The organism is Nocardia sp. XZ_19_385 (assembly GCF_015355755.1).
In the GTDB taxonomy this organism is placed as follows: domain Bacteria; phylum Actinomycetota; class Actinomycetes; order Mycobacteriales; family Mycobacteriaceae; genus Nocardia.
Window position 1 is genome coordinate 365,383 of sequence record NZ_JACVEE010000004.1, and the last position, 25,382, is coordinate 390,764.

Consider the following 25,382-nt stretch of genomic DNA (forward strand, 5'->3'; position numbering starts at 1 on the left):
GCCGCGCGGCCCCGCCACCGACCGGCTCAGGCCTGAACTTCGGAGCGGTCACCACTCCACAGCGTGTGGTACTTGCCCTCGGCATCGATGCGCTCATAGGTGTGCGCACCGAAGAAGTCCCGCTGGCCCTGGGTGAGGGCGGCCGGAAGACGCTCGGCGCGCAGCGCGTCGTAGTACGACAGCGACGACGCGAATGCCGGCACCGGAATGCCCAGCAGGGTGGCCGCGGACACCACGCGCCGCCAGCTGTCGATGGCCGTCTCGATCGCCTCGCGGAAGTACGGGGCCAGGATCAGGCTCGGCAGCTCCGGGTTCTCCGCGTAGGCGTCCTTGATGCGGTTCAGGAAGCGCGCCCGGATGATGCAGCCGCCGCGCCAGATCGTGGCCAGGTCGCCCGGCTTCAGATCCCAGTCGTATTCGGCGCTACCGGCGGCGATCTGGTCGAAGCCCTGCGCGTAGGCCACGATCTTCGAGGCGTAGAGCGCCTGGCGGATGTCCTCGGTGAACTGCGCGACGTCCGTGGGCTTGTCGGCGAGCGTGCCCGACGCCAGTCCGACGGCGGCCTTGCGCTGCGCGCGGGAGCCGGAGAGGGCGCGCGCGAACACCGCCTCGGCGATACCGGTCACCGGCACGCCAAGATCCAGCGCCGACTTGACCGTCCAGCGGCCGGTGCCCTTCTGCTCGGCTGCGTCCACGATCACATCGACCAGCGGCTTGCCGGTCTTCGCGTCGACCTGGTTGAGCACTTCGGCGGTGATCTCGATCAGGTAGGACTCCAGGTCACCGGCATTCCAGTCGGTGAACACATCCGCGATCTGCTTGGCGTCGAAACCGAGGGCGTCGCGGAACAAGTGGTAGGCCTCGCCGATGAGCTGCATGTCGGCGTACTCGATGCCGTTGTGCACCATCTTCACGAAGTGACCGGAGCCGTCCGGGCCGATGTGGGTGCAGCAGGGGACGCCGTCGACCTTGGCGGCCACCGACTCCAGCAAAGGCCCCAGCGACTCGTAGGACTCCTTCGGGCCACCCGGCATGATCGCCGGCCCGTTCAGCGCGCCCTCCTCACCACCGGAGATACCGGCGCCGACGAAGTTCAGGCCGCGCTCGGACATGGCCTTCTCGCGCCGGATGGTGTCGGTGTAGAGCGCGTTGCCACCATCGATGATGATGTCGCCCGGCTCCATCGCCGCCGCCAGCTCCTCGATCACGGCGTCGGTGGCGTCGCCCGCCTTCACCATGATCAGCACGCGGCGCGGCTTCTCCAGCGCGCCCACGAACTCCTCGATGGTCTCGGTGCGCACGAAATCACCGTCGCCGCCGTGCGCGTCCAGCAGCGCGTCGGTCTTGCCGACACTGCGGTTGTGCAGCGCGACGGTGTACCCGTTGCGGGCGAAGTTCCGGGCGATATTGCTGCCCATGACCGCCAGGCCGGTCACACCGATCTGTGCGCGCGCTTCAGAGGTCGCCATGAAGAGCCTCTCTCCTTCAGATGTCGTAGCGTGGCCGCGCGAACCGCGCCCGACCCCTTTTCTACCCCGTCGCGCCCGCGCTCAGGACATCGGGCGCGAGCTCCGCACCCCAACCCGGCAGCGCGCAGGGCACACCGGGAGGCAGTCGGGACCTACGCGCCGCGGGCTGCGCCGACAATCTCGCCCGCGCGGACTCGTCACGAGCTCCGGACTCCGAACCTGGTAGCGCGCACGGCACACCGGGTGGTGGTCGGCACTCAGGCCGCGGTCTGGGCCGACAAGGTGGCGCGCCGACTCGTCACATCGGGCGCGGGCTCCGGAGTCCGGGCCTGGTAGCGCGCACGGTCCATCGGGTGGTGGTCGGCACTCAGGCCGCGGTCTGGGCCGACAAGGTGGCGCGCCGACTCGTCACATCGGGCGCGGGCTCCGGAGTCCGGGCCTGGTAGCGCGCCCAGTCCATCGGGTGGTGGTCGGCACTCAGGCCGCGGTCTGGGCCGACAAGGTGGCGCGCCGACTCGTCACATCGGGCGCTGGCTCCCGACCCCGGACCCGGTAGCGCGCCCAGTCCACCCGGTGGTGGTCGGCACGTACTGGCCGCCGGCGGGGCCGCTCGCTGACTGCGGGGTGGGCCACCAGCTTCGAGCGGTCATCGACGGGAGTCATATCGGGGTTATGTGATCTTGAAATGCCCCGATATGACTCCCGTCGATGGAGCTGGGTGGTTGCAGTACAGGTGGCCACCGACAGGGTGGCGGTGGGCAGGGGTGCCGGGGCGGGGTTGTGCACAGTTTGCCGGTTATCCACAGCGTTTGTGTTTTCGCTGGTCGGGCCGATCTTGCCGGTGCTGCGGTATCCGACCATGTGCAAATGAGGCCGCAGTTGAAACAGTTGCAGGACAACCAATCCGGTGTGTTCACCTACGCTCAGGCGCTGTGCGAATACACCCCGGATGAATTGCGCGCCCGGGTGCATCGGGGTTCCTGGGTCCAGGTCTTCCACGCCGTCTATCGCCAGGAATTGACGCCACCGACGGCGGGGCTACGGGTCGAGGCAGCTCGACTGTCGATGCGGCTGCCGCTGCTGGCGGCGGGCTACGGCACCGCCGCAGAGCTGCACGGGTTTTCGGTCCTGGATGTGGACGTCACCCACGTGCTGGGTGTCCAACGATCACGTCCAGGGCAGCTGATTGTGCACCGGGATCGGATCGACTCGTCAGATCTGACGGTCGTCTACAGAACGCTCGCGACAACCCCGGCGCGCACCGCAGTGGACTTGGCGCGCAAGCTGTCTCGCCTCGACGCCATCGCCACACTCGACGCCGCGCTACGCGGCGGGCTTTCGCGCCCGATGCTGGACCTCGAGCTGCCCCGCCATCGAGGCCGCCGCGGCTACCGGCAGGCAGCGGAGCTGATCGGACTGTCCGACGACCGCGCCGAATCGCCCATGGAGTCCCGCATGCGACTCCGTTGCCTCGACGCCGGCCTGCCGCACCCCGAACCCCAATACGAAGTCTGGACCCCCACCGGTCTCCGCCGTCTCGACCTCGGCTGGCCCGATTGGCGTCTCGGCCTCGAATATGACAGCGCTACCTGGCATTCCGGCCCTGCGGCCGCCCTGCGCGACAACCCCCGCCACAACTGGCTCACCACCACCGGCTGGACCATCCAATACGCCACCGCCCCCGACGTGTACCACCACCCCCACCACTTCACCGAGCCCATCCGCCACGCAATCCACGGGAGTCATATCGGGGCCATCTGATCTTTAAAGGCCCCGATATGACTCCCGTGGAATCAGCGAGGTGGGTGGATGGCAAGGTACACGCTGCTCCAGAGTTGGGCGGCGTTGGATTCGGTGACGTCGGCGGTGCGGGCGCCGAAGGGGACGACGTGGAAGGTGTTGTTGTCGGCGCGCCAGGTCCAGAGTTCGGAGTTCTGCATGGATTTGGCGGTGTTGATGGCGGTCCACAGGGTGCGTTGTGCGGATGTCAGGATGTCGCGGGTGTGCTGGGGGAGGTCGGGGCGGCGGAGTTGGCGTTCGAGGCCGCTGGCGAAGGCCGCCTGGACCCAGGACCAGACCACGGTGCCGTGGTAGTCGTGGGTGGTGAATTGCGCTTGCAGCTCGGGATCGGCGAAAACCGGGTTGGCGACGACCATTCCGGCTCCAGTCATCAGACCGAGCGGGAATGGGCGGATCAGGGTGGCGACTTGCTGGTCCAAGTCGGCGGGGTCGGGGCGGCCGAACAGCAGCTCGAAGACGTCGTCGGAGTGCAGGATCGGGATCGGTTTGCCGTCCGCGGCGAGTGAAACTGCCGGGAAGACGAGGGGATCGGCGCCGAGGGGCACGGCTGGGACCCCGATCTGCGTGGCATACCTGCTCATCGCCTCCTGCGCCTGCTGCTGATCTAGCGTCACGGTGAACAACCGGGGTGCCTCGGCCCGCCAGACCTTCGCATGGGCGGCGGCGAACGACAGTTCGAGCCGATCACTCTCGGTCAGGTACGGCGTGAGCAGCCCGCCGTCCAGCAGCCGTGCGGTCGCCTCCAGCGCGGCGGGCACCAGGATGGCGTTGACGTCATACGGATAGCGACCGTTCCCGATCCCGATATCGCTGTCCCGCCACTGCCCGGAATCCCGCCCCGCCTGCAGCGCGATCAGGTTCTGATACCGCGGCTCCCCGGCGAACGCCGCCGCGCTGGATACCACGAGCCGCAGATTCCGGACCAGCGCCGATCCATTCTCGCCCCGCAGATAATCGGTCCCGCGCTTCGCGCCCTCGGCGTTGTCGAGCAGATAGGCGGCGGTTACCGGCGCGAGCAAGTAACTCTCATCGACCATGTTGTAGTCGAGAATCGGCTCGGCACTGGCCGGCTTGCCCTCCTTCTGCCGAGTCAGCAACGCGAACTCCGACAGCGATTCCTCATGCGCCACCGCCCCCTCGGGCCCCAATCGTGCCAGCACCGCCCGAATACCCGCCTCGGTCGCCTCCGGCGCCAGCACCGGCATCAGCAACATCGTCGAGATCAACGTATCCCGCCCGAAATAGGTGAGGTACTGCCAAGACCCACCCACGAACTTCTCCCGATAACTGAGAAACGTCAGCGTGTTCTTCGCACCCTCGAGCCGCGCCTCGCTCCCGTTCAACAGCTCATCCCCGGCCAACGGAGTCAACGGAGTATCACCGGTGGAAGCCGTCACCCGCAGCCGAATCCGCCCGTCCGCGGGCGCGGAGATCACGCCACCCGCCACCGCCCCGTCCATAACCTCGATCCGGAGCCGATACCCCGGCCCGCCGTCCACCCGATCTCGCTCCCACGTAATCGCATCCCCCGAAACAACCGGCGCGACAAGCACTTCCGCCGGTGCAACCCCTTTCTGGTTGTAATCTCGCAGCACCCGCACATTCGACAGCACACCTTGCCGCACCGTCAGCTTCGGCGTCCCGATCGACGCGGTGAACTCGATCCCGGTCCGCGCCCGCCCCCGAGAATCCTTGTCCCCCTTGGCCTCCGGCTCTGCCTCCAACTCCCACTCCGCCGCCGCCCCCAATGGCTCGAACCACGCCCCGACCCCACTGTTCCCAGCCGGAAACGCCACCACAATCCGCGGATTCACCCCAGACCGCAACAGCAGATGCGCCGCGGTATCACCCTCGCGCAGCATGTAGTTGAGGTTCTCGCCTTCGGCAACCTGAAACCGGAAGGCCTTATCGCCGCCGTCCGAGCTGTCCGATCCGCACCCCAGCGCAGCGAGCAGCACCACCGCAACCCAAACCGCCACAAGCTTCTTGCCGATCGAGCGCTGCATCCGAGCCTCCATCCCTGGCGGGCCAGCTTCCAATGTATCGCCGCGGCCCAGCCGCGACGCCGCTTTCACGGCGTACTGGCGCTCCAGATATGGCGCGAGACGTGCTGCGCGGTTTACACCTATCCCGCCATAGCCCGCTCATCGATCAGTTCGGCGAGGAACTGCTGCTTGGCTGGATCCACCGCGTAGATGACCACTCCCCGCATCCCTCTCGTCAGCAGCACCTTGTAGGTGTTCCGCACAAGCTTTTCGAAGTCTTCATCGGGGACTGGGCTCCTTTTCGGGCCCTGGACCTTGTCGTCCTTGTTTGCCGCGCGGCACACAACGAGGCGCTGGTTGTCGACCACAATGTCCGGTCCCAGAATCACACCGGCCCAGTCGTATTCGAATCCCTGAGCGGTGTAGATACATCCAACCTGCTCGAATCCGCCCGGGGCCGTTGCCCAGTAGTCGGACTTGGGTATGTCCTCGCTCTCGTTGCGCCCGTGCATATTCCACGGCTTCGTCCAGTCGCCGATGACAACATCGTGGACCAGTGTGCCGTCCGGATTCGGCTTCTTGGTCCATGGCCAGCAGTAGCCGGCCGCGATTCGTGCGGTATGCCCAGCATCGATCTCCGCGCGCAGGAAATCCTCCATCGCCTGCGGCGATTCCGCGACGCGCACCTCGAAGTTCTCGTCGCCGTTCCATTTGGTCGGCCCGAGTGGGCGTAGGTGGAGAAGGTTCAGAACCCACTCCTCGTACACGGCACTGCCGCCGCAACGGAACTGTCCATCGAGCTCGATGCGGTGCACGGGGAAGCCGGATCGTCTGGCGTGCTCGTTGATCAGCTCGAACGTGCCGACCTCTTCAGGGCGGACGACCTGATGAGCGTCCAGGAGGAAGACCGGGACGCGGGCCGCCGCCATCAACTCGTCAATCTGCGGGCGCTTGGACGCTCGGACTTCCTTGGGGGTGAACCGGTGCTCCGAGGTCTTTCGGATTCGATGCGCTTCGTCGCAGATGAGCACATCCAGCGAATTCTGCTCAGCTTTCGCCAGATTTCTGTAGTAGGAGAAGAGCTTGCGTCGTTTCAGCGAGCCCTTCCCCGGAACCTTCCGCATCGTCTCGGTGATGGCGCTGGACCCCGTTGCATGGAGCACCCTCTGGTTGGGTTCCCTAGCGAGGGCGGCGAGCAGTTTCAGCGCGATCATGCTCTTTCCGCTACCCGGCCCACCGGTGACTATGACGACGCTCTTGTTGTTCCCCTGACGTGATTCCCGGACCGCCTGCATCACTGTTTCGTAGGCGAGTGCCTGGTTGTCCAGCAGCGTCGTCCCGGTGGGTGTGCGCAACTCTTGGGTGGCGAAGTCCAGAAAGGACATTCTCGGGCGCAGATCGCTGCTGAGGAGGCGATCGGCGGCCTCGGGGTGCGACACCGGTGCGAATTGCCGGCGCAGATACTGGCGGAAGTCGTTCCGACGGTCGCCGGTGAACAGCCGGCCCTGATCGTTGCCAGGTCTGCGCAGCAGCTGCGTCACCGACGTTCGGTCGGCGTTGTGTAGGTAGGCCACTCCGTGCAGTGCCTCGGGGCGATTGTGAAGGACCTGTAGGTACTGCGATAGGTATTGACAGTACCCGCGGACCTGATCGATCGGATGCAAATGCGTCCCGGCCATCGACTCGAGCCACACGATCTGGTCGCTGTTGAATTCGAGGACGGCCTCACTCCACTGCTTCAGCTCGACGACAACGTAGTTGTCGGCGCCGGTTTCTGGATGGGCACCGGCGAGCACCACATCCGCCTTTCTGCCGCCCGAGACCGGCATGGGGTACTCGATCAGCATGTCGACTTCGGGCAAGCCCGCTTCGACCAGGTCCTGCGCGAGCACCGGCAGGCTGTTCTCCCACGCCCGCTGCTGAGACGACTTCTTGGCCTTGCGCGCCGCGGTCCGTTCGGCGATCAGCCCCAGGTGTGCGGAGATAATCGCAGACAGCTCGAGCTCCGGGTCCGCTGCTACGTCCAGCAAGGTCCGTGCGGTCGTTCGATAGGCCTGGTCCGTCATAGCCACCCCCGATGTACGAAAACTGTTGCGGGAGAATCATATCCGTGGAGGCTGGAAATTTGCCGCAGGGCGGGTGAACAGGATTCGAGAGTGCACGCAGAGGGGATCGAACCCCCGACCGCTGGTGTGTAAAACCAGTGCTCTACCGCTGAGCTATACGTGCGGGACCGCCGGTGTGAACCGACGGTGCGGGTTATGAATCTAGCGCGGCGAGCGCTTTCTCCCAAGCCGCCTGGTCACGGGGCTCTCCGGGGCCGTTCATTTCGGAGAATCGGATGTGACCGGTCTTGTCGACGACGAAGGTGCCGCGGTTCGGGTAGCCGGATTTCTCGTTGAAGACGCCGTACGCCTGGGCGACGGCGCCGTGCGGCCAGAAATCGGAGAGCAGGGGGAAGACGTAGCCCTGTTCGGAGGCCCAGATCTTGTGAGTGGGCGGCGGGCCGACGGAGATGGCGAGGATTTCGTGGTCCTCGTTCTGGAACTTGGGCAGCTCGTCGCGCACCTTGCACAGCTCACCCTGGCAGATGCCGGTGAAGGCGAGCGGATAGAACACGATGAGCACGTTCTTCTCACCGCGGAAAGACGAAAGCGTGACGTCCTGGTTGTTTTGATCCTTCAGCGTGAAATCCGGTGCGAGCGCACCGATTCCCAAGGGTCCATCCAGGGGCATCCGCGAGTCCTCCATCGTGTCGGGTTTCGCCGGGCGACAAAAGCATCGCCCGGCGAAAACCATAGCGAATGGGTCAGCGTTGCCTGTACTCAGCGCTGCTTGATAGGGGCCTTCGGCTGTACCAAGCGGCTTCCGGTCCACGAACCCAGGCTGATCGCAGACGTCTGCGTCAGGCCCGCCGTGGGCGCGGCTTCGGCGATCTCGCTCGGATCGACATGGCCAGGTTTACCGGTCTTGGGGGTGAGGACCCAGATGACGCCGTCGTCGGCAAGCGGGCTGATGACTTCCATCAGCTCGTCTGCCAGATCGCCGTCTCCTTCGCGCCACCAGAGCAAAACGGTATCGACCACCTCATCGGTGTCGTCGTCGACCATTTCACTGCCGATGGCTTCCTCGACGTCGGCCCGCAGGTCGTCGTCGGTGTCCTCGTCCCATCCCAGTTCCTGGACAACCATGCCGTGTGTAATGCCAAGCTTCTGAGCGTAGTTCTGCGCGTCCGCCGCGGCGACCACGGTGGTGTCCTCCTCAACTCCCGAGACAATAGATAGTTGCAAGCGAACATGGTTATCGCCCCGAGCGCAAGCCGATCGGTGGAATTGCCACCGAATGTCGCGGGTGGATCTCGGGTTTCCGGTCGGTTTTCAGCGTTTCGGGCAAGCGTCCTTCACCGCGGTGCGCGCGTCGTTGACCTGCTTGCTTGCCTCGTTGAGCCCGCCGACGGGTGCGGTATAGGTCATTTTCCGGGTCTCTTCGGCGAGCAAACGAGCCGCGGAAATGTATGCGGAAAATTTACTGGCAAGATCGTCGGGCAGCGCGCCGCCGGCGACACTGTTCATCCCGGCTTCCACTTTGTTGGCAGCATCGTCGAGGGTCTGCGCGGCGCCGTCGCGCTTGGCCGCGTAGTCGGCGGCGTTCGAATCGTGCGCGTCGACGAAATCGTTGTAGGCCTTGACACCGACCCCGGTGGTGGTGGGGAACTGTGCGCAGTTCTCACTGATGGCCTGCGCCTGCGCGGCGGCCTTCCGGGAGGACGTCGCGGCGGCCGACGAGGCGACAGCGTCGGACTTGTACGCGGCCAGATCGGCGGCGTTCGGATTGGCTACTCCGTCAACCCGATTTGCGCAGCCCGCGACGGTCAAACCCGCGGTGACGGCGACGGCCGCGCACACGAGCCCGAATCGGCGTGGATCCAGCAGCTTCATCACTCTCCCCGCTCTTGGGTGTCTGGGCGGTCGATCAGCAAAAGCGCGCGCCGGAAAACTACCGGGTAACCCGCTGCGGAGGAAACCGTACTGGATTTCCTGCTGACATGATGACCTGGGACGCGCCTTCAGCAAGGATGGAGGGTGCGCCCGGACCTTACGTAGACGGGTGGTTCGCACAACCTCAGCGGCCCGCCCGGGGATACAGACGCCAACAGCTTGTCCACCCCCTGTACGAGGAGCAGATTTGACCGACCTGATCCACTCTTCCGCTGCAGCGCAACCCGCTGCACCTAATACCGACCCCGCCTCCGCTGACAGCGCGCCCAAGGCGTCGCATCAGGCGGCGGCCCGGGTTCGGGTGATCCGCGAAGGGGTGGCGTCCTACCTACCGGACATCGACCCGGAGGAAACCAGCGAATGGCTCGAGTCGTTCGATGAGATGCTCGACCGGGAAGGTCCGGGGCGTGCGCGCTACCTGATGCTTCGCATGTTGGAACGGGCCGGCGAACGTCGTGTCGCTATCCCGTCGCTGACGTCCACCGACTATGTCAACACCATCCCCACCGAGAACGAGCCGTGGTTCCCCGGCGACGAAGAGGTGGAGCGGCGCTTCCGCGCCTGGATTCGCTGGAACGCGGCGATCATGGTGCACCGGGCACAGCGCCCGGGCATCGGTGTGGGCGGCCACATCTCGACCTACGCTTCCTCGGCGGCGCTGTACGAGGTGGGCTTCAACCACTTCTTCCGCGGCAAGGACCATTCCGGGGGTGGCGATTCCATCTTCATCCAGGGCCACGCCTCGCCCGGCATCTATGCCCGTGCCTTCCTGGAAGGCCGCCTGTCCACCGACAAGATGGACGGCTTCCGCCAGGAATACAGCCACGGCGGCCCGGGCCACGGCTTGCCGTCGTACCCGCATCCGCGGCTGCTGAACAACTTCTGGGAGTTCCCGACGGTGTCCATGGGCCTGGGCCCGATGAACGCCATCTACCAGGCGCGGTTCAACCACTACCTCAACGATCGCGGCATCAAGGACACCACCGATCAGCATGTGTGGGCCTTCCTCGGCGACGGCGAGATGGACGAGCCGGAGTCGCGTGGCCTGATCCAGGTCGCTGCCAACGAGGGCCTGGACAACCTGACCTTCGTCATCAACTGCAACCTGCAGCGCCTGGACGGCCCGGTTCGCGGTAACGGCAAGATCATTCAGGAGCTGGAGTCGTTCTTCCGCGGCGCCGGCTGGAATGTCATCAAGGTGATCTGGGGCCGGGAGTGGGACGCGCTGCTCGGCGCGGACCGCGACGGCGCGCTGGTGAATCTGATGAACACCACGCCCGACGGCGATTTCCAGACCTACAAGGCCAACGACGGCGCCTACGTCCGCGACCACTTCTTCGGACGTGACCCGCGCACCAAGGCTCTGGTCCAGGACCTGAGCGACGAGGGCATCTGGAACCTCAAGCGCGGCGGCCACGACTACCGCAAGGTGTACGCGGCCTACGCGGCGGCGATGGCGCACAAGGGCCAGCCGACGGTGATCCTGGCCAAGACCATCAAGGGCTACACCCTCGGTAAGCACTTCGAGGGCCGCAACGCCACGCACCAGATGAAGAAGCTGACGCTGCAGGACCTCAAGGACTTCCGCGATCTGCAGCGCATCCCGATCTCCGACGCCGAGCTGGAGAAGGATCCGTACCTGCCCCCGTACTACCACCCCGGTATGGAGGCCCGCGAGATCCAGTACATGCTGGACCGGCGGAAGACCCTGGGCGGCTACCTGCCCGAACGGCGCACTGCGGCAAAGCCTCTGCAACTCCCCGGCGACGAGGCCTACAAGTCGGTGCGCAAGGGCTCGGGCAAGCAGCAGGTGGCCACCACGATGGCACTGGTGCGCTTGATGAAGGAGCTGTTGCGGGACAAGGAGATCGGCAAGCGCATTGTGCCGATCATCCCCGACGAGGCCCGGACCTTCGGTATGGACTCGTGGTTCCCTTCGTTGAAGATCTACAACCGCAACGGGCAGTTGTATACGTCCGTGGACGCGGAATTGATGCTTGCCTACAAAGAGAGCACCGTCGGGCAGATCCTGCACGAGGGCATCAACGAGGCCGGTTCGACCGCGTCGTTCACCGCGGCGGGCACTTCCTATGCCACGCACGGCGAGCCGATGATCCCGCTCTACATCTTCTATTCGATGTTCGGGTTCCAGCGCACCGGCGACGGCCTGTGGGCCGCCACCGATCAGCTGGCGCGCGGTTTCGTGCTCGGAGCTACCGCCGGGCGAACCACGCTGACCGGTGAGGGCCTGCAGCACAACGACGGCCACTCGCTGCTGCTGGCGTCCACCAATCCGGCTGTCGTCACCTACGATCCGGCCTTCTCCTTCGAGCTGGCCCACATCGTGCGCGACGGCCTGCGCCGGATGTACGGCGGCGGCAAGCCCGCGGCTCTGCCGTACGCGGTGCCGGGCACCGAATTGCGGGAGCGTCCCGAGACCGACACCTTCGGTGGCGAGGACGTCTTCTACTACATCACCCTCTACAACGAGCCGTACCAGCAGCCGGCCGAGCCGGAGGGCCTCGATATCGACGGTCTGCTCAAGGGCCTCTACCTCTACAAGCGTGGTGGCGAGGGCGACGTGCGCGCCCAGATCATGGTCTCGGGCGTCACGGTGCCCGACGGCCTGCGCGCGCAGGAGATCCTGGCCGCGGACTGGGGCGTGCAGGCCGATGTCTGGTCGGTGACCTCGTGGGGTGAGCTGCGAAAGGAAGCTCTGGCCAAGGAGATCGCCCAGTTCCGGGACCCGAGCGCCGATATCGAACAGCCATATGTGACCGAGGCGCTCGCGCGCGTGCAGGGCCCGTACATCGCCGCGACCGACTGGATGCGCGCGGTGCCGGACCAGGTCCGCAAGTGGGTTCCGGGCGATTTCACCGTGCTCGGCACCGACGGTTTCGGTTTCTCCGACACCAGGCCCGCCGCCCGGCGGGTGTACAACGTCGACGCCCAGTCGATCGTTGTCGCCGCGCTGGACGGTTTGGCCCGCACTGGCAAGCTGGACCCGGCCAAGGTGGTCGAAGCCGCGCAGAAGTACCGCATCCACGACGTGGACGCCGCGCCGAAACCGGCCGTGGATTCCGCAGAAGATCTCGCGTAGCGGACTATTGCAACGTGGACCGTAAACCGCCGCGGCCGAGACGGATCTCCGAGGGCTCTTCCGAGCACGAGGTGTATCTGCCTACGGGCGCGCTTTCCCCGAACCGGCAAAACCGCGACCCGCTCCCGGACACGCTGCTAAAACGCGTGAAGCAGTTCTCCGGGCGCCTCTCCACCGAGGCGGTCGGGTCGATGCAGGATCGGTTGCCGTTCTTCGCCGATCTGGACGCCGCCCAGCGGGCCGGCGTCCAGATGCTGGTGCAGACCGCGGTGGTGAACTTCCTGGAGTGGTTGCAGGACCCGGAGAGCGACATCCGCTTCAGTCTGGATGCGTTCCAGGTGATTCCGCAGGATCTGGCGCGGCGGCTGACGCTGCGCCAGACGGTGGACATGGTCCGGGTGGCCATGGAGTTCTTCGAGCAGTGGCTGCCCGCGCTGGCGCGTAACGACCGCCAGCTGGTGGCGTTGACCGAGGCGGTGCTGCGATACGGGCGTGAGCTCGGATTCGCGGCCGCCTCGGTGTATGCCAGCGCCGCGGAGTCGCGCGGCGCCTGGGATACCCGGCTGGAGGCGCTCGTCGTCGACGCCGTGGTGCGCGGCGACACCGGTCCCGACATGCTGTCGCGGGCCGCGACGTTGAACTGGGATGCCACCGCGCTGGCCACGGTGCTGGTCGGTACCCCGCCGGGGGACCAGGGCGTCGGCATGGTCGGTTCGGTGCACACCATCGCCGCCCGGCACGGTCGCTCCGCGCTGGCGGTGGTGCAGGGTGCGCGGCTGGTGATGGTGGTGAGCGGTCATCTCGGCGAGAACGGTTATGCCACTCCGTTCCTCGCCGATCTGCTTGCCGAGGTGTTCTCCGACGGTCCCGTCGTCATCGGCCCGACAATGCGCACGCTCGGCGCCGCGCACGCCTCGGCCGTCGAAGCGCTGGCCGGAATGGAGGCCGTCGTCGGCTGGCGTGGGGCGCCGCGCCCGGTGCACGCGGCGGAATTGTTGCCCGAACGCGCTTTGTTGGGCGATAGGGCTGCGGTGGACGCGTTGAACGAGTATCTTGTGCTCCCGTTGGCCGCAGCAGGATCGTCGCTCGCGGACACCCTCGATGCCTATCTGGATTGCGGTGGCGCTGTCGAGACGTGTGCCCGTCAGCTGTACGTCCATCCAAATACGGTGCGATACCGCCTCAAGCGGATCGGTGAGGTTACGGGTCGCGATCCGATGAATCCGCGTGATGCCTATGTGCTCCGGATCGCGGCAACAGTGGGTCGTTTGACACGAACTCGTAACGAACCGTCAACTTCCGCCTCAGAGGCCTCCCATGTCTCCGCCGGTCACGAGGGCCTGTAACAGAATCGGCGAATGGCTCGATCCGGACAACCCACTAGGGCTTTTGTGGGACCCCTACAAAAGCCTTTCCAAACCTTCATTCGCGTCGACATCTCTCGAGACGCGCCACACAGTGTTCTCTTAGAGACGTGATCGCTTTGTTCGCCCCTGGACAGGGGTCCCAGACACCCGGCATGCTCGCGCCTTGGCTCGACCTTCCTGGCGCGAATGATCGCCTCGCCCTCTGGTCCATGGCTTCCGGCCTGGATCTGGTCCGTCTCGGCACCACCGCGACGGCCGAGGAGATCACCGACACTGCCGTCACTCAGCCATTGGTGGTTGCCGCCGCACTGCTGGCGTTCTCCCGCATCGACCCGGAAGTGATTCCGGCCGATACCATCGTCGCCGGACATTCGGTCGGCGAGCTCGCCGCCGCGGCGGTCGCCGGAGTCATCTCCGCCGATGACGCTGTAGCCTTGGCCGCGCTCCGTGGTGCGGAAATGGCCAAGGCGTGCGCACTCGAGCCGACCGGCATGTCGGCGGTGCTCGGTGGCGACGAGGCCACCGTGCTCGGGCGGCTCGCCGAACTCGATCTGGTTCCGGCCAACCGCAACGCGGCCGGTCAGATCGTGGCCGCGGGCAAGCTCGAGGCCCTGGCCGAACTGGCCGCCAACCCGCCGGAAAAGGCGCGCGTGCGCGCCCTGCCCGTCGCGGGTGCTTTCCACACCGCGTTCATGGCTCCGGCCCAGGACGCGGTGGCCGAAGCGATCTCGAAAATCGTGCCCAGGAAGCCGACTCGGGTTCTGCTGTCGAACTTCGACGGCAAGCCGGTCAGCTCCGGTCAGGACGCGATCGACAAGCTCGCCGCGCAGGTCACCCGGCCCGTCCGGTGGGACCTGTGCACCAACACTGTCCGCACCGCAGGCGTTTCCGCGGTGTGGGAACTGCCGCCGGCGGGCACGCTGGTCGGCATCGCGAAGCGGGAACTGAAGGGCACGCCCACGCTGGCCCTGAAGACCCCGCAAGACCTCCCCGCGTTGGCCGGGTTCACCACCTCCGGTTAGCTTTTCCCGCGACTGTGTTTACACACAGTTGTGACCGAGTCGGTGCTAACTACCGCCGCACTCGATACGAAACACTCCAAGACCCTGCAAGAGAAAACAAGAAGGGAGCCACCAAGTGGCCGCTCTGACCCAGGAACAAATCGTCGAGGAACTCGGCAAGATCATCGAAGAGGTTACGGGTATCGAACCCTCCGAGGTGACCGTCGAGAAGTCCTTCGTCGATGACCTGGACATCGATTCGCTGTCCATGGTGGAGATCGCCGTCCAGACCGAAGACAAGTACGGCGTGAAGATCCCGGACGAGGATCTGGCCAGCCTGAAGACCGTTGGCGACGCCGTCAACTACATCCAGAAGCTCGAGGCGGAGAACAGCGAAGCCGCCGCGGAGCTCAAGGCCAAGTTCGACGCCGAGTAGGGCCGAAACAGTGACCACTCCTTCCACCTTGAACGGGAATTTCCCCAACGTTGTCGTCACCAGCATGGCGGCGACCACGTCGATCGCGGGCGACGTCGATGCGACGTGGAAGGGACTCCTCAACGGCGAGAGCGGAATCGACGTTCTCGAGGATTCCTTCGTCGAGGAATACGGCCTTCCGGTCCGCATCGGCGGTCACCTGAAGGTCAACCCGGACACCCTGCTCGAACGGGTCGAGATCCGTCGCATGGCGTATGTCGAACGTCTCGCGCTGGTGCTGGGCCGTGAGGTCTGGCGCAACGCGGGCTCCCCGGAGGTCGATCCGGAGCGGCTGGGTGTGGCAATCGGTACCGGACTCGGTGGCGGCGATGCCCTCATCGATTCGGTCGACAAGCTGAAGACCGGTGGCTACCGCAAGATTTCGCCGCTGGCTGTTCAGATGGTCATGCCGAACGGCCCCTCGGCCGTGGTCGGTCTCGAACTGAAGGCCCGGGCAGGAGTGGTCACTCCGGTCTCGGCATGCTCGTCCGGCTCCGAGGCCATCGCCAACGCATGGCGCATGATCGTCATGGGCGACGCGGACATGGTCGTCACCGGCGGCGTCGAGGGCTACATCGACTCGATTCCGATCGCGGCGTTCTCCATGATGCGTGCCATGAGCACTCGCAACGACGACCCGAAGGGCGCCTCGCGTCCGTTCGATCGGGATCGCGACGGGTTCGTCTTCGGTGAGGCCGGCGCGCTCATGGTCGTCGAGACCGAGGAGAGCGCCAAGGCTCGTGGCGCCACCATCCACGCGCGCCTGCTCGGCGCGGGCATCACCTCCGATGGTTTCCATCTGGTCGCTCCCGATCCGTCGGGCGACGGAGCAGCACGCGCAATGACTCGGGCGATGCAGACCGCTGGTCTGACCAAGAAGGACATCGCTCACGTCAACGCGCATGCGACCGCGACGCCGATCGGCGATACCGCCGAAGCGAACGCGATCAACAAGGCCGTGGGCAATCACGCCTCGGTCTACGCGCCGAAGTCCGCACTGGGCCACTCGATCGGCGCTGTCGGCGCCCTCGAGTCCGTGCTCACCGTGCTCGCGATTCGGGACGGCATCGTTCCGCCGACCCTGAACCTGGAAAACCAGGATCCGGAGATCGATCTCGATGTGGTGCACGGGGAAGCCCGTCGCCAGGAAATCGAGTACGCGATCAACAACTCCTTCGGTTTCGGTGGGCACAATGTCGCGCTCGCCTTCGGTCGCGCATAGCGCTGTCGCAGGACTGCATACAACGATCCCCGGATGGGGTCGAGCACAGCTAGAGGCTCGACCCCGCCGGGGATCGACATGAGCAGCCGCGGCCGCGGCGCATTCATCACTTAGGAGAAAACGCGATGACGATCATGGCACCCGCGTTTCAACCAGATACCGCCACCGACCCGCGCGATCCGATGGGCCGGCTCCAGCGTTTCTTCGATCCCGGCACTGTTCTTCCGCTGCACCCGCGCGACAAGTCCGGCGTGCTCGCCGCGATCGGTGAGGTCGACGGTGTCCGCACCGTGGCCTACTGCTCGGACGCGACCGTCATGGGTGGCGCGATGGGCGTGGAGGGCTGCAAGCACATCGTCGACGCCATCGACACCGCCATCGATTCCGCGAGCCCCGTGGTCGGCATCTGGCATTCCGGTGGCGCCCGCCTGGCCGAGGGCGTCGAGGCCCTGCACGCGGTCGGCCTGGTCTTCGAGGCCATGGTCCGCGCGTCCGGCCTGGTACCCCAGATTTCCGTCGTCGTCGGCTTCGCCGCCGGTGGCGCCGCCTACGGTCCCGCGCTGACCGACATCGTCATCATGGCGCCCGAAGGCCGGATCTTCGTGACCGGACCCGACGTGGTGCGCTCGGTGACCGGTGAGAACGTCGACATGGTCACCCTCGGCGGCCCGGAGACGCACGGCAAGAAGTCCGGCGTCACCCACATCGTCGCCGGCGACGAGTCCGATGCCATGCACCGCGCCCGCCGCCTGGTCTCGATGTTCGCCGAACAGGGCGAATTCGATCTGACCGCGGCCGCACACGGCGATATCGATCTCAAGGCGATGATGCCGGAGTCGGCCAAGCGCGCCTACGACGTGAAGCCGATCATTCACGAGCTGCTCGACAACGTCGACGGCGAGAGTTCTTTCGAGGAACTGCAGGGCGGTTACGCACGCAGCATGGTCACCGGTCTGGGTCGTCTCGGCGGCCGCACCGTCGGTGTCCTGGCCAACAACCCGATCCGGCTCGGCGGCTGCCTGAACTCCGAAAGTGCCGAGAAGGCAGCACGTTTCGTGCGCTTGTGCGATGCCTTCGGGATCCCGCTCGTCGTCGTCACCGACGTCCCCGGCTACCTGCCGGGTGTCGGTCAGGAGTGGGAGGGTGTGGTGCGCCGCGGCGCCAAGCTGCTGCACGCCTTCGCCGAGGCCCGTGTCCCGCGCGTCACCCTGGTGACCCGCAAGATCTACGGCGGCGCCTACATCGCGATGAACGCCCGCTCGCTGGGCGCGACCGCGGTGTACGCCTGGCCCGGATCCGAGGTCGCCGTGATGGGCGCCAAGGCCGCGGTCGGCATCCTGCACAAGAGGGCCCTGGCCGCCGCGCCCGAGGACGAGCGGGAAGCGTTGCACGAGCGCCTGACCGCCGAGCACGAGCAGATCGCCGGTGGCGTCGACCGTGCTGTCGCGATCGGGGTGGTGGACGAGGTCATCGACCCGGCCAAGACCCGCAGTGTCATCGCCGCCGCGCTGGCCGCCGCGCCCGCGCGCAAGAGTCACCACAAGAACATTCCGCTGTAGCGGCACAAGAATTGATGGGCCCCTGGGAATCTCAGGGGCCCATCTTTTTGCGACGCCACGCCTCCGCCGGGCTGAGTAGCATCGTCTGCGTGCGCTACGAAGAACTTGCCGAGGAGCCGTGCTCGATCACACGGCCGCTGGTGATCTTCGGCGACCGGTGGACGCTGCTGATCCTGAAATACGCCTTCGCCGGTATCCGGCGCTTCAACGCTTTCCAGAGTGCGCTCGGCATCTCGCGCGGGCGGCTGCAGGACCGCCTGGATCGGCTGCTCGAGCACGGCATCCTGGTGAAGCAGAAGGCCGCGGTCGGCGCCTACGAGGAGTATCGGCTCACTCCGAAGGGCCACGACATCTACCCGATCTTGATGGCCATCCGGGATTGGGGCGATACCTATATGGCGCCCGAGGGCCCGCCGGTGCACTACCGGCACCGCGAATGCACCGGCGAAGCCCACATCAGACTCGAATGTGACTGCTGCGCAAAGGAAATCACTGCCCGCGAGGTGACCCCGGAGCCGGGGCCCGGACTCGGAGCGCGCGATCTCTAGTCGTTCCGCCAGGTGACGACCTCGTCCAGTTCCGCGCGAGCGGTGCGGAAACCGTTGACCGGATGCTCGCCGTCGGGGTAGCCGAACGAGATTCCCGCGACGACCTTGCGATGCGCCGGAATCTCGAAGTGGCTGCGCAGGAACGGCGCGTAGGTCGCCAGCGCGGCCTGCGGCGTGGCCCCGAGCCCCAGGGCTTGCGCGCCGAGCAGGAAGTTTCCGATGTAGAGCCCGCAGTCCACCGCCCCGTAGACGCCGAGGTCGTCCTCGGTCGTGACGATCGCGACGTGTGGTGCGTCGAAGAGTTCGAAGTTGCGCACCATCTGCCGCATCGTCCCGGCCTGATCGCCCTTGACGACGCCGACGCTCTCGTACAGCTGTAGCCCGCACGCTTTCCGGCGGTCCCGGTACGCGCCCGTGTACTGCGCCGGGAACGGGAAATCCGGTTCCGCGCCGGCGGTCTGGATGTGTTCGAGCAGTTCCTTGCGGAATCGGTCGGTGCCGGCGCCCTCGGTCACCACGACCTGCCAGGGCTGGGTGTTGCACCAGGACGGGGAGCGCTGGGCCAGCCGCAGCAGCTGTTCGATGGTGGCGCGGGGGACCGGTTCGGGCCGGAACTGCCGGCAGGTCCAGCGATCGTCGAGAATCCGGGCCAAGGTGGCGAAGTCGCCGGTCTGGTCGTGGCCGGCCATGGGCCCACCCCTCTGCGTCTTCCCGGCCAGGCCGGGATCTGGTTCCATTTCGAGACTGACCGTAGCAGTCCCGGTCTCGTTCCGGAACCCCCAGTTCGTCTGTCCGGCTGCGTTTTTCGGAGCGATGCAGTTCGGGGGAAAGACATTAGCTGGAGGTGTGCGAAATCGTCCGTCTAATGCAAAGAGTTGCATCGATGTAATTCCATCGACAGATGTTTGAGCACGGTCTAAACTGCCCGGCTTTCAAATATCAATAATGTCATTCAGAGGTGCACGAATGAATCGCATTATCCGGATAATTAGCCGCTCAGGACAACATTCATGACTGTTCAGACACTGCATGGTGCACGCCCCAGTTGCCGGAAACCGTCGCATTGCAGCGGGTTTCGATGCATTCTTATGTGCTTCCTATAAGCGAAACACAACGTCAGGTTGCGGAATGTTGGCCAAAACGTTTCCTGGACACGGACTTTATCTGTGTTTGAATGGCCGAGTGCGCAATCAGATTTTCAGTAATTTCTCAAATGCCCAGCGATGGGGGATGCGGGCAAAGGCCGGGACAAACTGATCAATGGAGGCATCATGGCCAACAGCGAACGTCGTAAGCCGCCCAGTGAACCGATGCGTGCAGTCGACAAGGTGGTGGACCGTCCCTACACCGTGGAGCGACTGGTCGAGCAGCCGGTCGAGCGGGTCGTCGACAAGCCGGTGCAGATGGAACGGGTGATCGAGCGGTTGGTCGTCGACACCGTCGATCAGGTGGTGGACAAGCCGGCCCGCGTCAGCCGCATGGTGGAGCGCCCGGTGGTCACCGTGACCGACGACGTCCGCGAGAAGCAGGTCAAGATCAGCCGGGTGGTGGAGAAGCCGCGCGTCACCGTCACCGATCAGGTTGTGGACAAGCCGGTTTCGGTAACCCGGCGAGTCGAGAAGCCCGTGGTGAAGATGACCGATCAGGTCATCGAGAAGCCGGTCACCGTGACCCGCACGACCGAGAAGCCGGTTGTGAAGGTGGCGGACAAGGTGATCGAGAAGCCGGTCACCGTGACCCGCACGACCGAGAAGCCGGTTGTGACGGTGACCGACAAGGTGATCGACCGCCCGGTGAACGTGACTCGCACGACCGAGAAGCCCCGCGTCACCGTCACCGACCAGGTCATCGAGAAGCCGATCAAGGCGACCCGCACGACCGAGCAGCCGCGGGTGACCATCACCGATCAGGTTGTCGAGAAGCCGTACAACGTCACGCGCACCACCGAGCAGCCCCGCGTGACCGTCACCGATCAGGTGGTGGACAAACCGATTCGGGCCACGCGCCGAATCGAGAAGCCGGTCGTGACGGTGACCGATCAGGTCGTCGAGAAGCCGATGACGGTGGGCCGCCGGATCGAGAAGCCGGTCGTGACCGTCCGCGATCAGGTGGTGGACAAGCCGGTCACCGTGACCCGCCGGATCGAGAAGCCGAACGTGACGGTGACCGATCAGGTCGTCGACAAGCCGATGACGGTGAGCCGCCGGATCGAGAAGCCCGTCGTGACGATGACCGATCAGGTCGTCGAGATGCCGGTCAACGTCAACCGGAAGATCGAGAAGCCGCGCGTCACCGTCACCGATCAGGTGGTGGACAAGCCGATGACGGTGGGTCGCCGGATCGAGAAGCCGGTGGTCACGGTGACGGATCAGGTTGTGGACAAGCCGGTTTCGGTGTCGCGCCGGATCGAGAAGCCGGTGGTCACGGTGACCGATCAGGTAATCGATAAGCCGTACAAGGCAACTCGCACGACCGAGCAGCCGCGCGTCTCCGTGCAGGATCAGGTCGTCGAGAAGCCGATGACCGCCACCCGCCGGATCGAGAAGCCGGTGGTCACGGTGACCGATCAGGTTGTGGACAAGCCGGTTTCGGTGTCGCGCCGGATCGAGAAGCCGGTAGTGACGGTGACCGATCAGGTGGTCGAGAAGCCGATGACGGTGGGTCGCCGGATCGAGAAGCCGGTTGTCACGGTGACCGATCAGGTGGTCGAGAAGCCGATGACGGTGGGTCGCCGGATCGAGAAGCCGGTCGTCACCATGACCGATCAGGTTGTGGACAAGCCGGTCAACATCACCCGCCACATCGAGAAGCCGACCGTCACGATGACCGACAAGGTCACCAACAAGGCGGTCGAGCTCGAGCGCCGCATCGAACAGCCGGTGGTCAGCATCGTCGACAAGATCTCCAACAAGCCCGTCGAGGTGCAGCGCCTCGTCGAGAAGCTGGTCGTCAACATCGTCGACAACGTGCAGAACCGCCCGGTCGAGGTGCAGCGCCTCGTCGAGAAGTTGATGGTCGACATCAAGGACAACGTCGTCACCAAGCCGGTCACCATCGAACGCCGGGTGGAGAAGCCCGTCGTCAACGTGGTCGACAAGGTGGTCGAGGTACCCGTGCAGAAGTTCGTGGAGCGGGTCGTCGAGAAGCCGGTCGAGAAGATCATCGAGCGGGTCGTGGAGAAGCCGGTCGAGAAGGTGGTCGAGAAGATCATCGAGGTTCCGGTCGAGCGCATCGTCTACAAGACGGTGGAGAAGCCGGTCACCCGGACCGTCGAGCTGATGGTCGAGAAGCCGGTGATCAAGACCGTCGAGGTGCCGCGCGAGATCGTGGTCGAGAACATCGTCCAGCGCCCGGTCGAGAAGGTCGTCGACCGTGTCGTCGAGAGCGTGGTCGAGAAGCCGAACATCATCGAGAAGACGATCGAGCGTCCGGTGGACAAGGTCGTCGAGCGGACCGTGGAGAAGCCGCACATCATCGAGAAGCTCGTCGAGAAGCCAGTCGACCGTGTCGTCGAGCGGATGGTGGAGAAGCCGAACATCATCGAGAAGGTGATCGACCGGCCCGTCGAGCGCATGGTGCAGAAGGTCGTCGAGAAGCTCAACGTGGTGGAGAAGGTTGTCGACCGGCCCGTGGACAAGGTGGTCGAGCGGGTGGTGGAGAAGCCGAACATCATCGAGCGCACCATCGACAAGGTCGTCGACCGCATCGTCGAACGAGTTGTGGAGCGGCCGAACATCATCGAGAAGACTGTCGAGCGTCCCGTCGACAAGGTCGTCGAGCGCATGGTGGAGAAGCCAAACATCATCGAGAAGGTTGTCGATCGTCCGGTCGACAAGGTGATCGAGCGGGTGGTGGAGAAGCCCAACATCATCGAGAAGACCATCGATCGCCCGGTCGATCACGTCGTGGAGAAGGTCGTCACCACACCCAACATCGTCGAGAAGACGGTGAACCGTCAGGTCGATCAGGTGGTGGAGAAGGTTGTCACCAGCCCGAACGTGGTGGAGAAGGTGGTCAACCGCAACGTCGATCAGGTGGTGGAGCGGGTTGTCGAGACGCCGAACATCATCGAGAAGACCATCGATCGTCCGGTGGACAAGGTGGTGGAGCGGGTCGTCGAGAAGCCGAACATCATCGAGCGCACCATCGATCGCCCGGTCGACAAGATCGTCGAGCGCGTTGTCGAGAAGCCGAACATCATCGAGAAGACCATCGATCGCCCCGTCGACAAGATCGTCGAGCGGGTGATGGAGAAGCCCAACATCATCGAGAGGACCATCGATCGTCCGGTCGACAAGATTGTCGAGCGGGTGGTCGAGAAGCCGAACATCATCGAGAAGACGATCGATCGTCCGGTGGACAAGGTGGTGGAGCGGGTCGTCGAGAAGCCGAACATCATCGAGAAGACGATCGACCGTCCGGTGGACAAGATCGTCGAACGGGTCGTGGAGACCCCGAACATCATCGAGAAGATCGTGGACCGGCGGGCCGACCAGATCGTGGAGAAGGTCGTCACCCACCCGAACGTGATCGAGAAGGTGGTGAACCGGCAGGCCGATCAGGTGGTGGAGAAGGTTGTCACCAACCCGAACATCATCGAGAAGACGGTCAACCGCAACGTCGACCAGGTGGTCGAAACCGTTGTCACCAACCCGAACATCATCGAGAAGACGGTCAACCGCAACGTCGACCAGGTCGTGGAAACCGTTGTCACCAACCCGAATGTGATCGAGAAGGTGGTCAACCGCAACGTCGATCAGGTGGTGGAGAAGGTCGTCACCAACCCCAACGTGGTCGAGAAGACGGTGAATCGTCAGGTCGATCAGGTGGTGGAAAAGGTTGTGGAACAGCCGAACATCATCGAGAAGACCATCGATCGCCCGGTCGACAAGGTGGTGGAACGGATGGTCGAGAAGCCGAACATCATCGAGAAGGTGATCGATCGCCCGGTCGACAAGGTCGTCGAGAAGATCGTCGAGCGGCCCAAGATCGTGGAGAAGACCATCGAGAAGCCGGTCGAGAAGGTGCTCGAGAAGACCATCCAGGTCCCGCGTCTGGTCGAGAAGGTCGTCGAGAAGCAGGTCGACGTCCTGGCCGAGCGGATCGTCGAGAAGCCGGTCGAGACCATCGTCGAGAAGATCGTCGAGCGGCCGGTCTACGTCGAGGTCGAGAAGATCGTCGAGAAGCCGGTCGAAAAGATCGTTGAGGTTGTCGTCGAAAAGCCGGTGCTGGTGCACAAATACGTGGAGAAGCCGGTCGAGCGGGTCGTGGAACACGGCCAGGAGACCGTCACCACCGTTGTGCACGAGGACAAGGGCTCGGCGCGGGAGGTGCGGGCTGTGGTTCGTGAAGGTGGCGAACCGCGCGACGAGAAGTTCATCGAGCGTCGCACCGGCAAGCACCCCGTCGACGGCATCCTCGGCAAGGCGTCCGATGTCCTGCCGGGTGAGGAACTCGTCCAGGATCCGCGTTCCGAGCAGAAGGGACGCGATCGTGACGACGCCGATCGGGATCATCGCCAGCGTCACTGACGATCCCTGCACGGCCGACAGAAGACACATCCGCAACCCTTTACAAAGGAGTTTGGTGATGTCCGATTGCACGCAGTTCTATCCCGCAGCAACGGTTCTCGGTGAACGCAAGGATTGGCGTGCGCGTGGTGTCGCACTCGGCGCCATGGCCCTGCTCGGTTCCGGTGCGCTGCTCGGCGCGGCCCCGTTCGCCTCAGCCCAAGAGGTGTCGGCGGAGGCCAACCAGCAGATCGATGCTCGCTACTCCGATTTCGGTGGCGCCGGCTCCTTCTGTGGTCAGCCCACCGGTGCGGCCACCGCGGTCGCCGGTGGCGCCATGCGCGCCTACCAGGGCTGCAGCGTCTACTACTCGGCCGATACCGGGGCGAAGGTGATGTACGGCGACATCCTGGCGAAGTACCAGGCGATGGGCGGCCCGGAGGGTTCGCTGGGCTTCCCGACCAATGACGAGAGCGGCACCGGCGACGGTGTCGGCCGCTTCAACAACTTCGCCAAGGAAGGTGGCGCGGCCGTCTATTGGAGCCCGACCAATGGTGCGCACGTCGTAGAGGGCAAGGTCCTCGATGCCTGGCGGGCCAGCGGTGGTGTGGCCGGCCCGTTCGGCTACCCGACCGCCGACATGACCGACGCCAACGGCGTGATGACCGGCATGTTCGCCGGCCCGGCCGGAACCGAGATCCAGTGGTCGGAGGCCAACGGCACCGTCACCGTCCCCGCTGATCTGGCCGCGACCCTGCCCGGGTTCAAGGCCGGGGCGCCGAATATGGAGGCGCCGGCCGTGCCGCCGGCGCCCAATATGCCCAACGCGCCCGACCCCATCCCCGACATGTCCGCGCCGACCGCGAACACGGATACGTCCTCGGGCATCAACAGGTGGTGGGGCGTCCCGATCGGCCTGGCCATCACCGCGGTCGCCGGTGCCCTGCTCGGCCTGATGGGTCGTCGACCGGCCACCACGACCCGCATGGATCGCCCGGTCGCGACCAGGCCCGTGCAGACCCGGACCGCCACGACCCGGGCGCCCGAGCCGCCGAAGTACAACGCGCCGCCGCGGCCGGAGTACAAGGCTCCGCGGGTGGACGTGCCCAAGACCCAGCCGTGGACCACGGCCCGCCCGGCCTACGAAGCCCCCAAGCCGGCGACCCCGCCGCGCATGGTGGAACGCGAGCACGATGTGCCGCCGATGACGACCGGGCGTCATGCGTTCGTCGACGACAAGAACACCGACGACATGACGGTCACCTACGAGAACAACGCGGTCGGCGCCAACCAGCGCAGCCGGGAAGACAAGAGCGATTCCGATCCGACCCGCTAGATTCACCAATCC

The 25,382-nt window shown here is 65.2% G+C and carries 17 protein-coding genes and 1 tRNA gene; 10 read left to right on the forward strand and 8 right to left on the reverse strand.

Annotation, left to right across the window (positions count from 1 at the left end):
• Positions 1–26 precede the first annotated feature (26 nt).
• Positions 27–1,469: an NADP-dependent phosphogluconate dehydrogenase gene (gene gndA, locus IBX22_RS30640; protein WP_194819233.1), complete on the reverse strand. Its 1,443-nt coding sequence runs from the start codon at positions 1,467–1,469 to the stop codon at positions 27–29.
• Between the two features lie 867 nt (positions 1,470–2,336).
• On the opposite strand from gndA, the gene IBX22_RS30645 reads away from it, so the two are divergent.
• The gene (locus IBX22_RS30645) at positions 2,337–3,230 is read left to right on the forward strand and encodes a hypothetical protein (RefSeq protein WP_194819234.1); all 894 of its coding nucleotides are present in this window, start codon (positions 2,337–2,339) and stop codon (positions 3,228–3,230) included.
• Between the two features lie 32 nt (positions 3,231–3,262).
• Here IBX22_RS30645 and IBX22_RS30650 read toward each other — a convergent pair whose 3' ends face one another.
• From IBX22_RS30650 to IBX22_RS30675, 6 genes are all read right to left on the reverse strand, one after another.
• Complete coding sequence (locus tag IBX22_RS30650) at positions 3,263–5,275, reverse strand: hypothetical protein (protein ID WP_194819235.1); 2,013 nt, start codon at positions 5,273–5,275, stop codon at positions 3,263–3,265.
• Positions 5,276–5,394: 119 nt separating this feature from the next.
• Positions 5,395–7,320 (reverse strand): DUF2075 domain-containing protein, encoded by a 1,926-nt coding sequence (locus IBX22_RS30655; protein ID WP_194819236.1) that lies wholly within the window; start codon positions 7,318–7,320, stop codon positions 5,395–5,397.
• Between the two features lie 91 nt (positions 7,321–7,411).
• A tRNA-Val gene (locus tag IBX22_RS30660) sits at positions 7,412–7,483 on the reverse strand.
• A 30-nt stretch (positions 7,484–7,513) separates the two neighbouring features.
• Positions 7,514–7,990, reverse strand: a complete 477-nt coding sequence (locus tag IBX22_RS30665) for a peroxiredoxin (RefSeq protein ID WP_194819237.1) — start codon at positions 7,988–7,990, stop codon at positions 7,514–7,516.
• Between the two features lie 89 nt (positions 7,991–8,079).
• Positions 8,080–8,502, reverse strand: coding sequence for a DUF3052 domain-containing protein (locus IBX22_RS30670; RefSeq protein WP_194819238.1), 423 nt, complete (start codon positions 8,500–8,502; stop codon positions 8,080–8,082).
• Positions 8,503–8,631: 129 nt separating this feature from the next.
• Entirely contained in the window at positions 8,632–9,192 is a 561-nt protein-coding gene (locus IBX22_RS30675) for a hypothetical protein (RefSeq protein WP_194819239.1), read from the reverse strand.
• Between the two features lie 361 nt (positions 9,193–9,553).
• On the opposite strand from IBX22_RS30675, the gene aceE reads away from it, so the two are divergent.
• The 7 genes from aceE (at position 9,554) to IBX22_RS30710 (ending at position 18,524) form a co-directional block, all read left to right on the forward strand.
• Positions 9,554–12,352: a pyruvate dehydrogenase (acetyl-transferring), homodimeric type gene (gene aceE, locus IBX22_RS30680; RefSeq protein WP_309234874.1), complete on the forward strand. Its 2,799-nt coding sequence runs from the start codon at positions 9,554–9,556 to the stop codon at positions 12,350–12,352.
• A gap of 44 nt (positions 12,353–12,396) precedes the next feature.
• Positions 12,397–13,698: a PucR family transcriptional regulator gene (locus IBX22_RS30685; RefSeq protein ID WP_375540303.1), complete on the forward strand. Its 1,302-nt coding sequence runs from the start codon at positions 12,397–12,399 to the stop codon at positions 13,696–13,698.
• A 128-nt stretch (positions 13,699–13,826) separates the two neighbouring features.
• On the forward strand, positions 13,827–14,741 hold the full coding sequence (locus IBX22_RS30690; RefSeq protein WP_194819241.1) for an ACP S-malonyltransferase: 915 nt from the start codon (positions 13,827–13,829) through the stop codon (positions 14,739–14,741).
• A 115-nt stretch (positions 14,742–14,856) separates the two neighbouring features.
• Positions 14,857–15,156, forward strand: a complete 300-nt coding sequence (gene acpM / locus IBX22_RS30695; protein WP_194819242.1) for a meromycolate extension acyl carrier protein AcpM — start codon at positions 14,857–14,859, stop codon at positions 15,154–15,156.
• A gap of 10 nt (positions 15,157–15,166) precedes the next feature.
• On the forward strand, positions 15,167–16,417 hold the full coding sequence (locus IBX22_RS30700; RefSeq protein ID WP_194819243.1) for a KasA/KasB family beta-ketoacyl-ACP synthase: 1,251 nt from the start codon (positions 15,167–15,169) through the stop codon (positions 16,415–16,417).
• 125 nt (positions 16,418–16,542) lie between these two features.
• Positions 16,543–17,976 carry an acyl-CoA carboxylase subunit beta gene (locus IBX22_RS30705; RefSeq protein ID WP_194819244.1) on the forward strand — a complete coding sequence of 478 codons (1,434 nt, stop codon included), beginning with the start codon at positions 16,543–16,545 and terminating at the stop codon, positions 17,974–17,976.
• A gap of 89 nt (positions 17,977–18,065) precedes the next feature.
• Positions 18,066–18,524 carry a helix-turn-helix domain-containing protein gene (locus IBX22_RS30710; RefSeq protein ID WP_194819245.1) on the forward strand — a complete coding sequence of 153 codons (459 nt, stop codon included), beginning with the start codon at positions 18,066–18,068 and terminating at the stop codon, positions 18,522–18,524.
• Here IBX22_RS30710 and IBX22_RS30715 read toward each other — a convergent pair.
• Entirely contained in the window at positions 18,521–19,213 is a 693-nt protein-coding gene (locus tag IBX22_RS30715) for a nitroreductase (protein WP_194819528.1), read from the reverse strand. The genes IBX22_RS30710 and IBX22_RS30715 overlap by 4 nt on opposite strands.
• 582 nt (positions 19,214–19,795) lie before the next feature.
• Here IBX22_RS30715 and IBX22_RS30720 point away from each other — a divergent pair.
• A complete protein-coding gene (locus IBX22_RS30720; RefSeq protein ID WP_194819246.1) occupies positions 19,796–24,055 on the forward strand; it encodes a hypothetical protein in 4,260 nt (1,419 codons plus the stop codon).
• A gap of 58 nt (positions 24,056–24,113) precedes the next feature.
• Positions 24,114–25,370, forward strand: a complete 1,257-nt coding sequence (locus tag IBX22_RS30725) for an LGFP repeat-containing protein (protein WP_194819247.1) — start codon at positions 24,114–24,116, stop codon at positions 25,368–25,370.
• Positions 25,371–25,382 lie beyond the last annotated feature (12 nt).

Excerpts from the sequence above, each read along its gene's own strand:
- IBX22_RS30655 (WP_194819236.1), bottom strand. The coding sequence starts at position 7,320 with ATGACGGACCAGGCCTATCGAACGACCGCACGGACCTTGCTGGACGTA.
- IBX22_RS30725 (WP_194819247.1), top strand. The coding sequence starts at position 24,114 with ATGTCCGATTGCACGCAGTTCTATCCCGCAGCAACGGTTCTCGGTGAA.
- IBX22_RS30705 (WP_194819244.1), top strand. The coding sequence starts at position 16,543 with ATGACGATCATGGCACCCGCGTTTCAACCAGATACCGCCACCGACCCG.
- IBX22_RS30650 (WP_194819235.1), bottom strand. The coding sequence starts at position 5,275 with ATGCAGCGCTCGATCGGCAAGAAGCTTGTGGCGGTTTGGGTTGCGGTG.
- IBX22_RS30645 (WP_194819234.1), top strand. The coding sequence starts at position 2,337 with ATGAGGCCGCAGTTGAAACAGTTGCAGGACAACCAATCCGGTGTGTTC.
- IBX22_RS30675 (WP_194819239.1), bottom strand. The coding sequence starts at position 9,192 with ATGAAGCTGCTGGATCCACGCCGATTCGGGCTCGTGTGCGCGGCCGTC.
- IBX22_RS30720 (WP_194819246.1), top strand. The coding sequence starts at position 19,796 with ATGGCCAACAGCGAACGTCGTAAGCCGCCCAGTGAACCGATGCGTGCA.
- gndA (WP_194819233.1), bottom strand. The coding sequence starts at position 1,469 with ATGGCGACCTCTGAAGCGCGCGCACAGATCGGTGTGACCGGCCTGGCG.
- IBX22_RS30715 (WP_194819528.1), bottom strand. The coding sequence starts at position 19,213 with ATGGCCGGCCACGACCAGACCGGCGACTTCGCCACCTTGGCCCGGATT.
- IBX22_RS30665 (WP_194819237.1), bottom strand. The coding sequence starts at position 7,990 with ATGCCCCTGGATGGACCCTTGGGAATCGGTGCGCTCGCACCGGATTTC.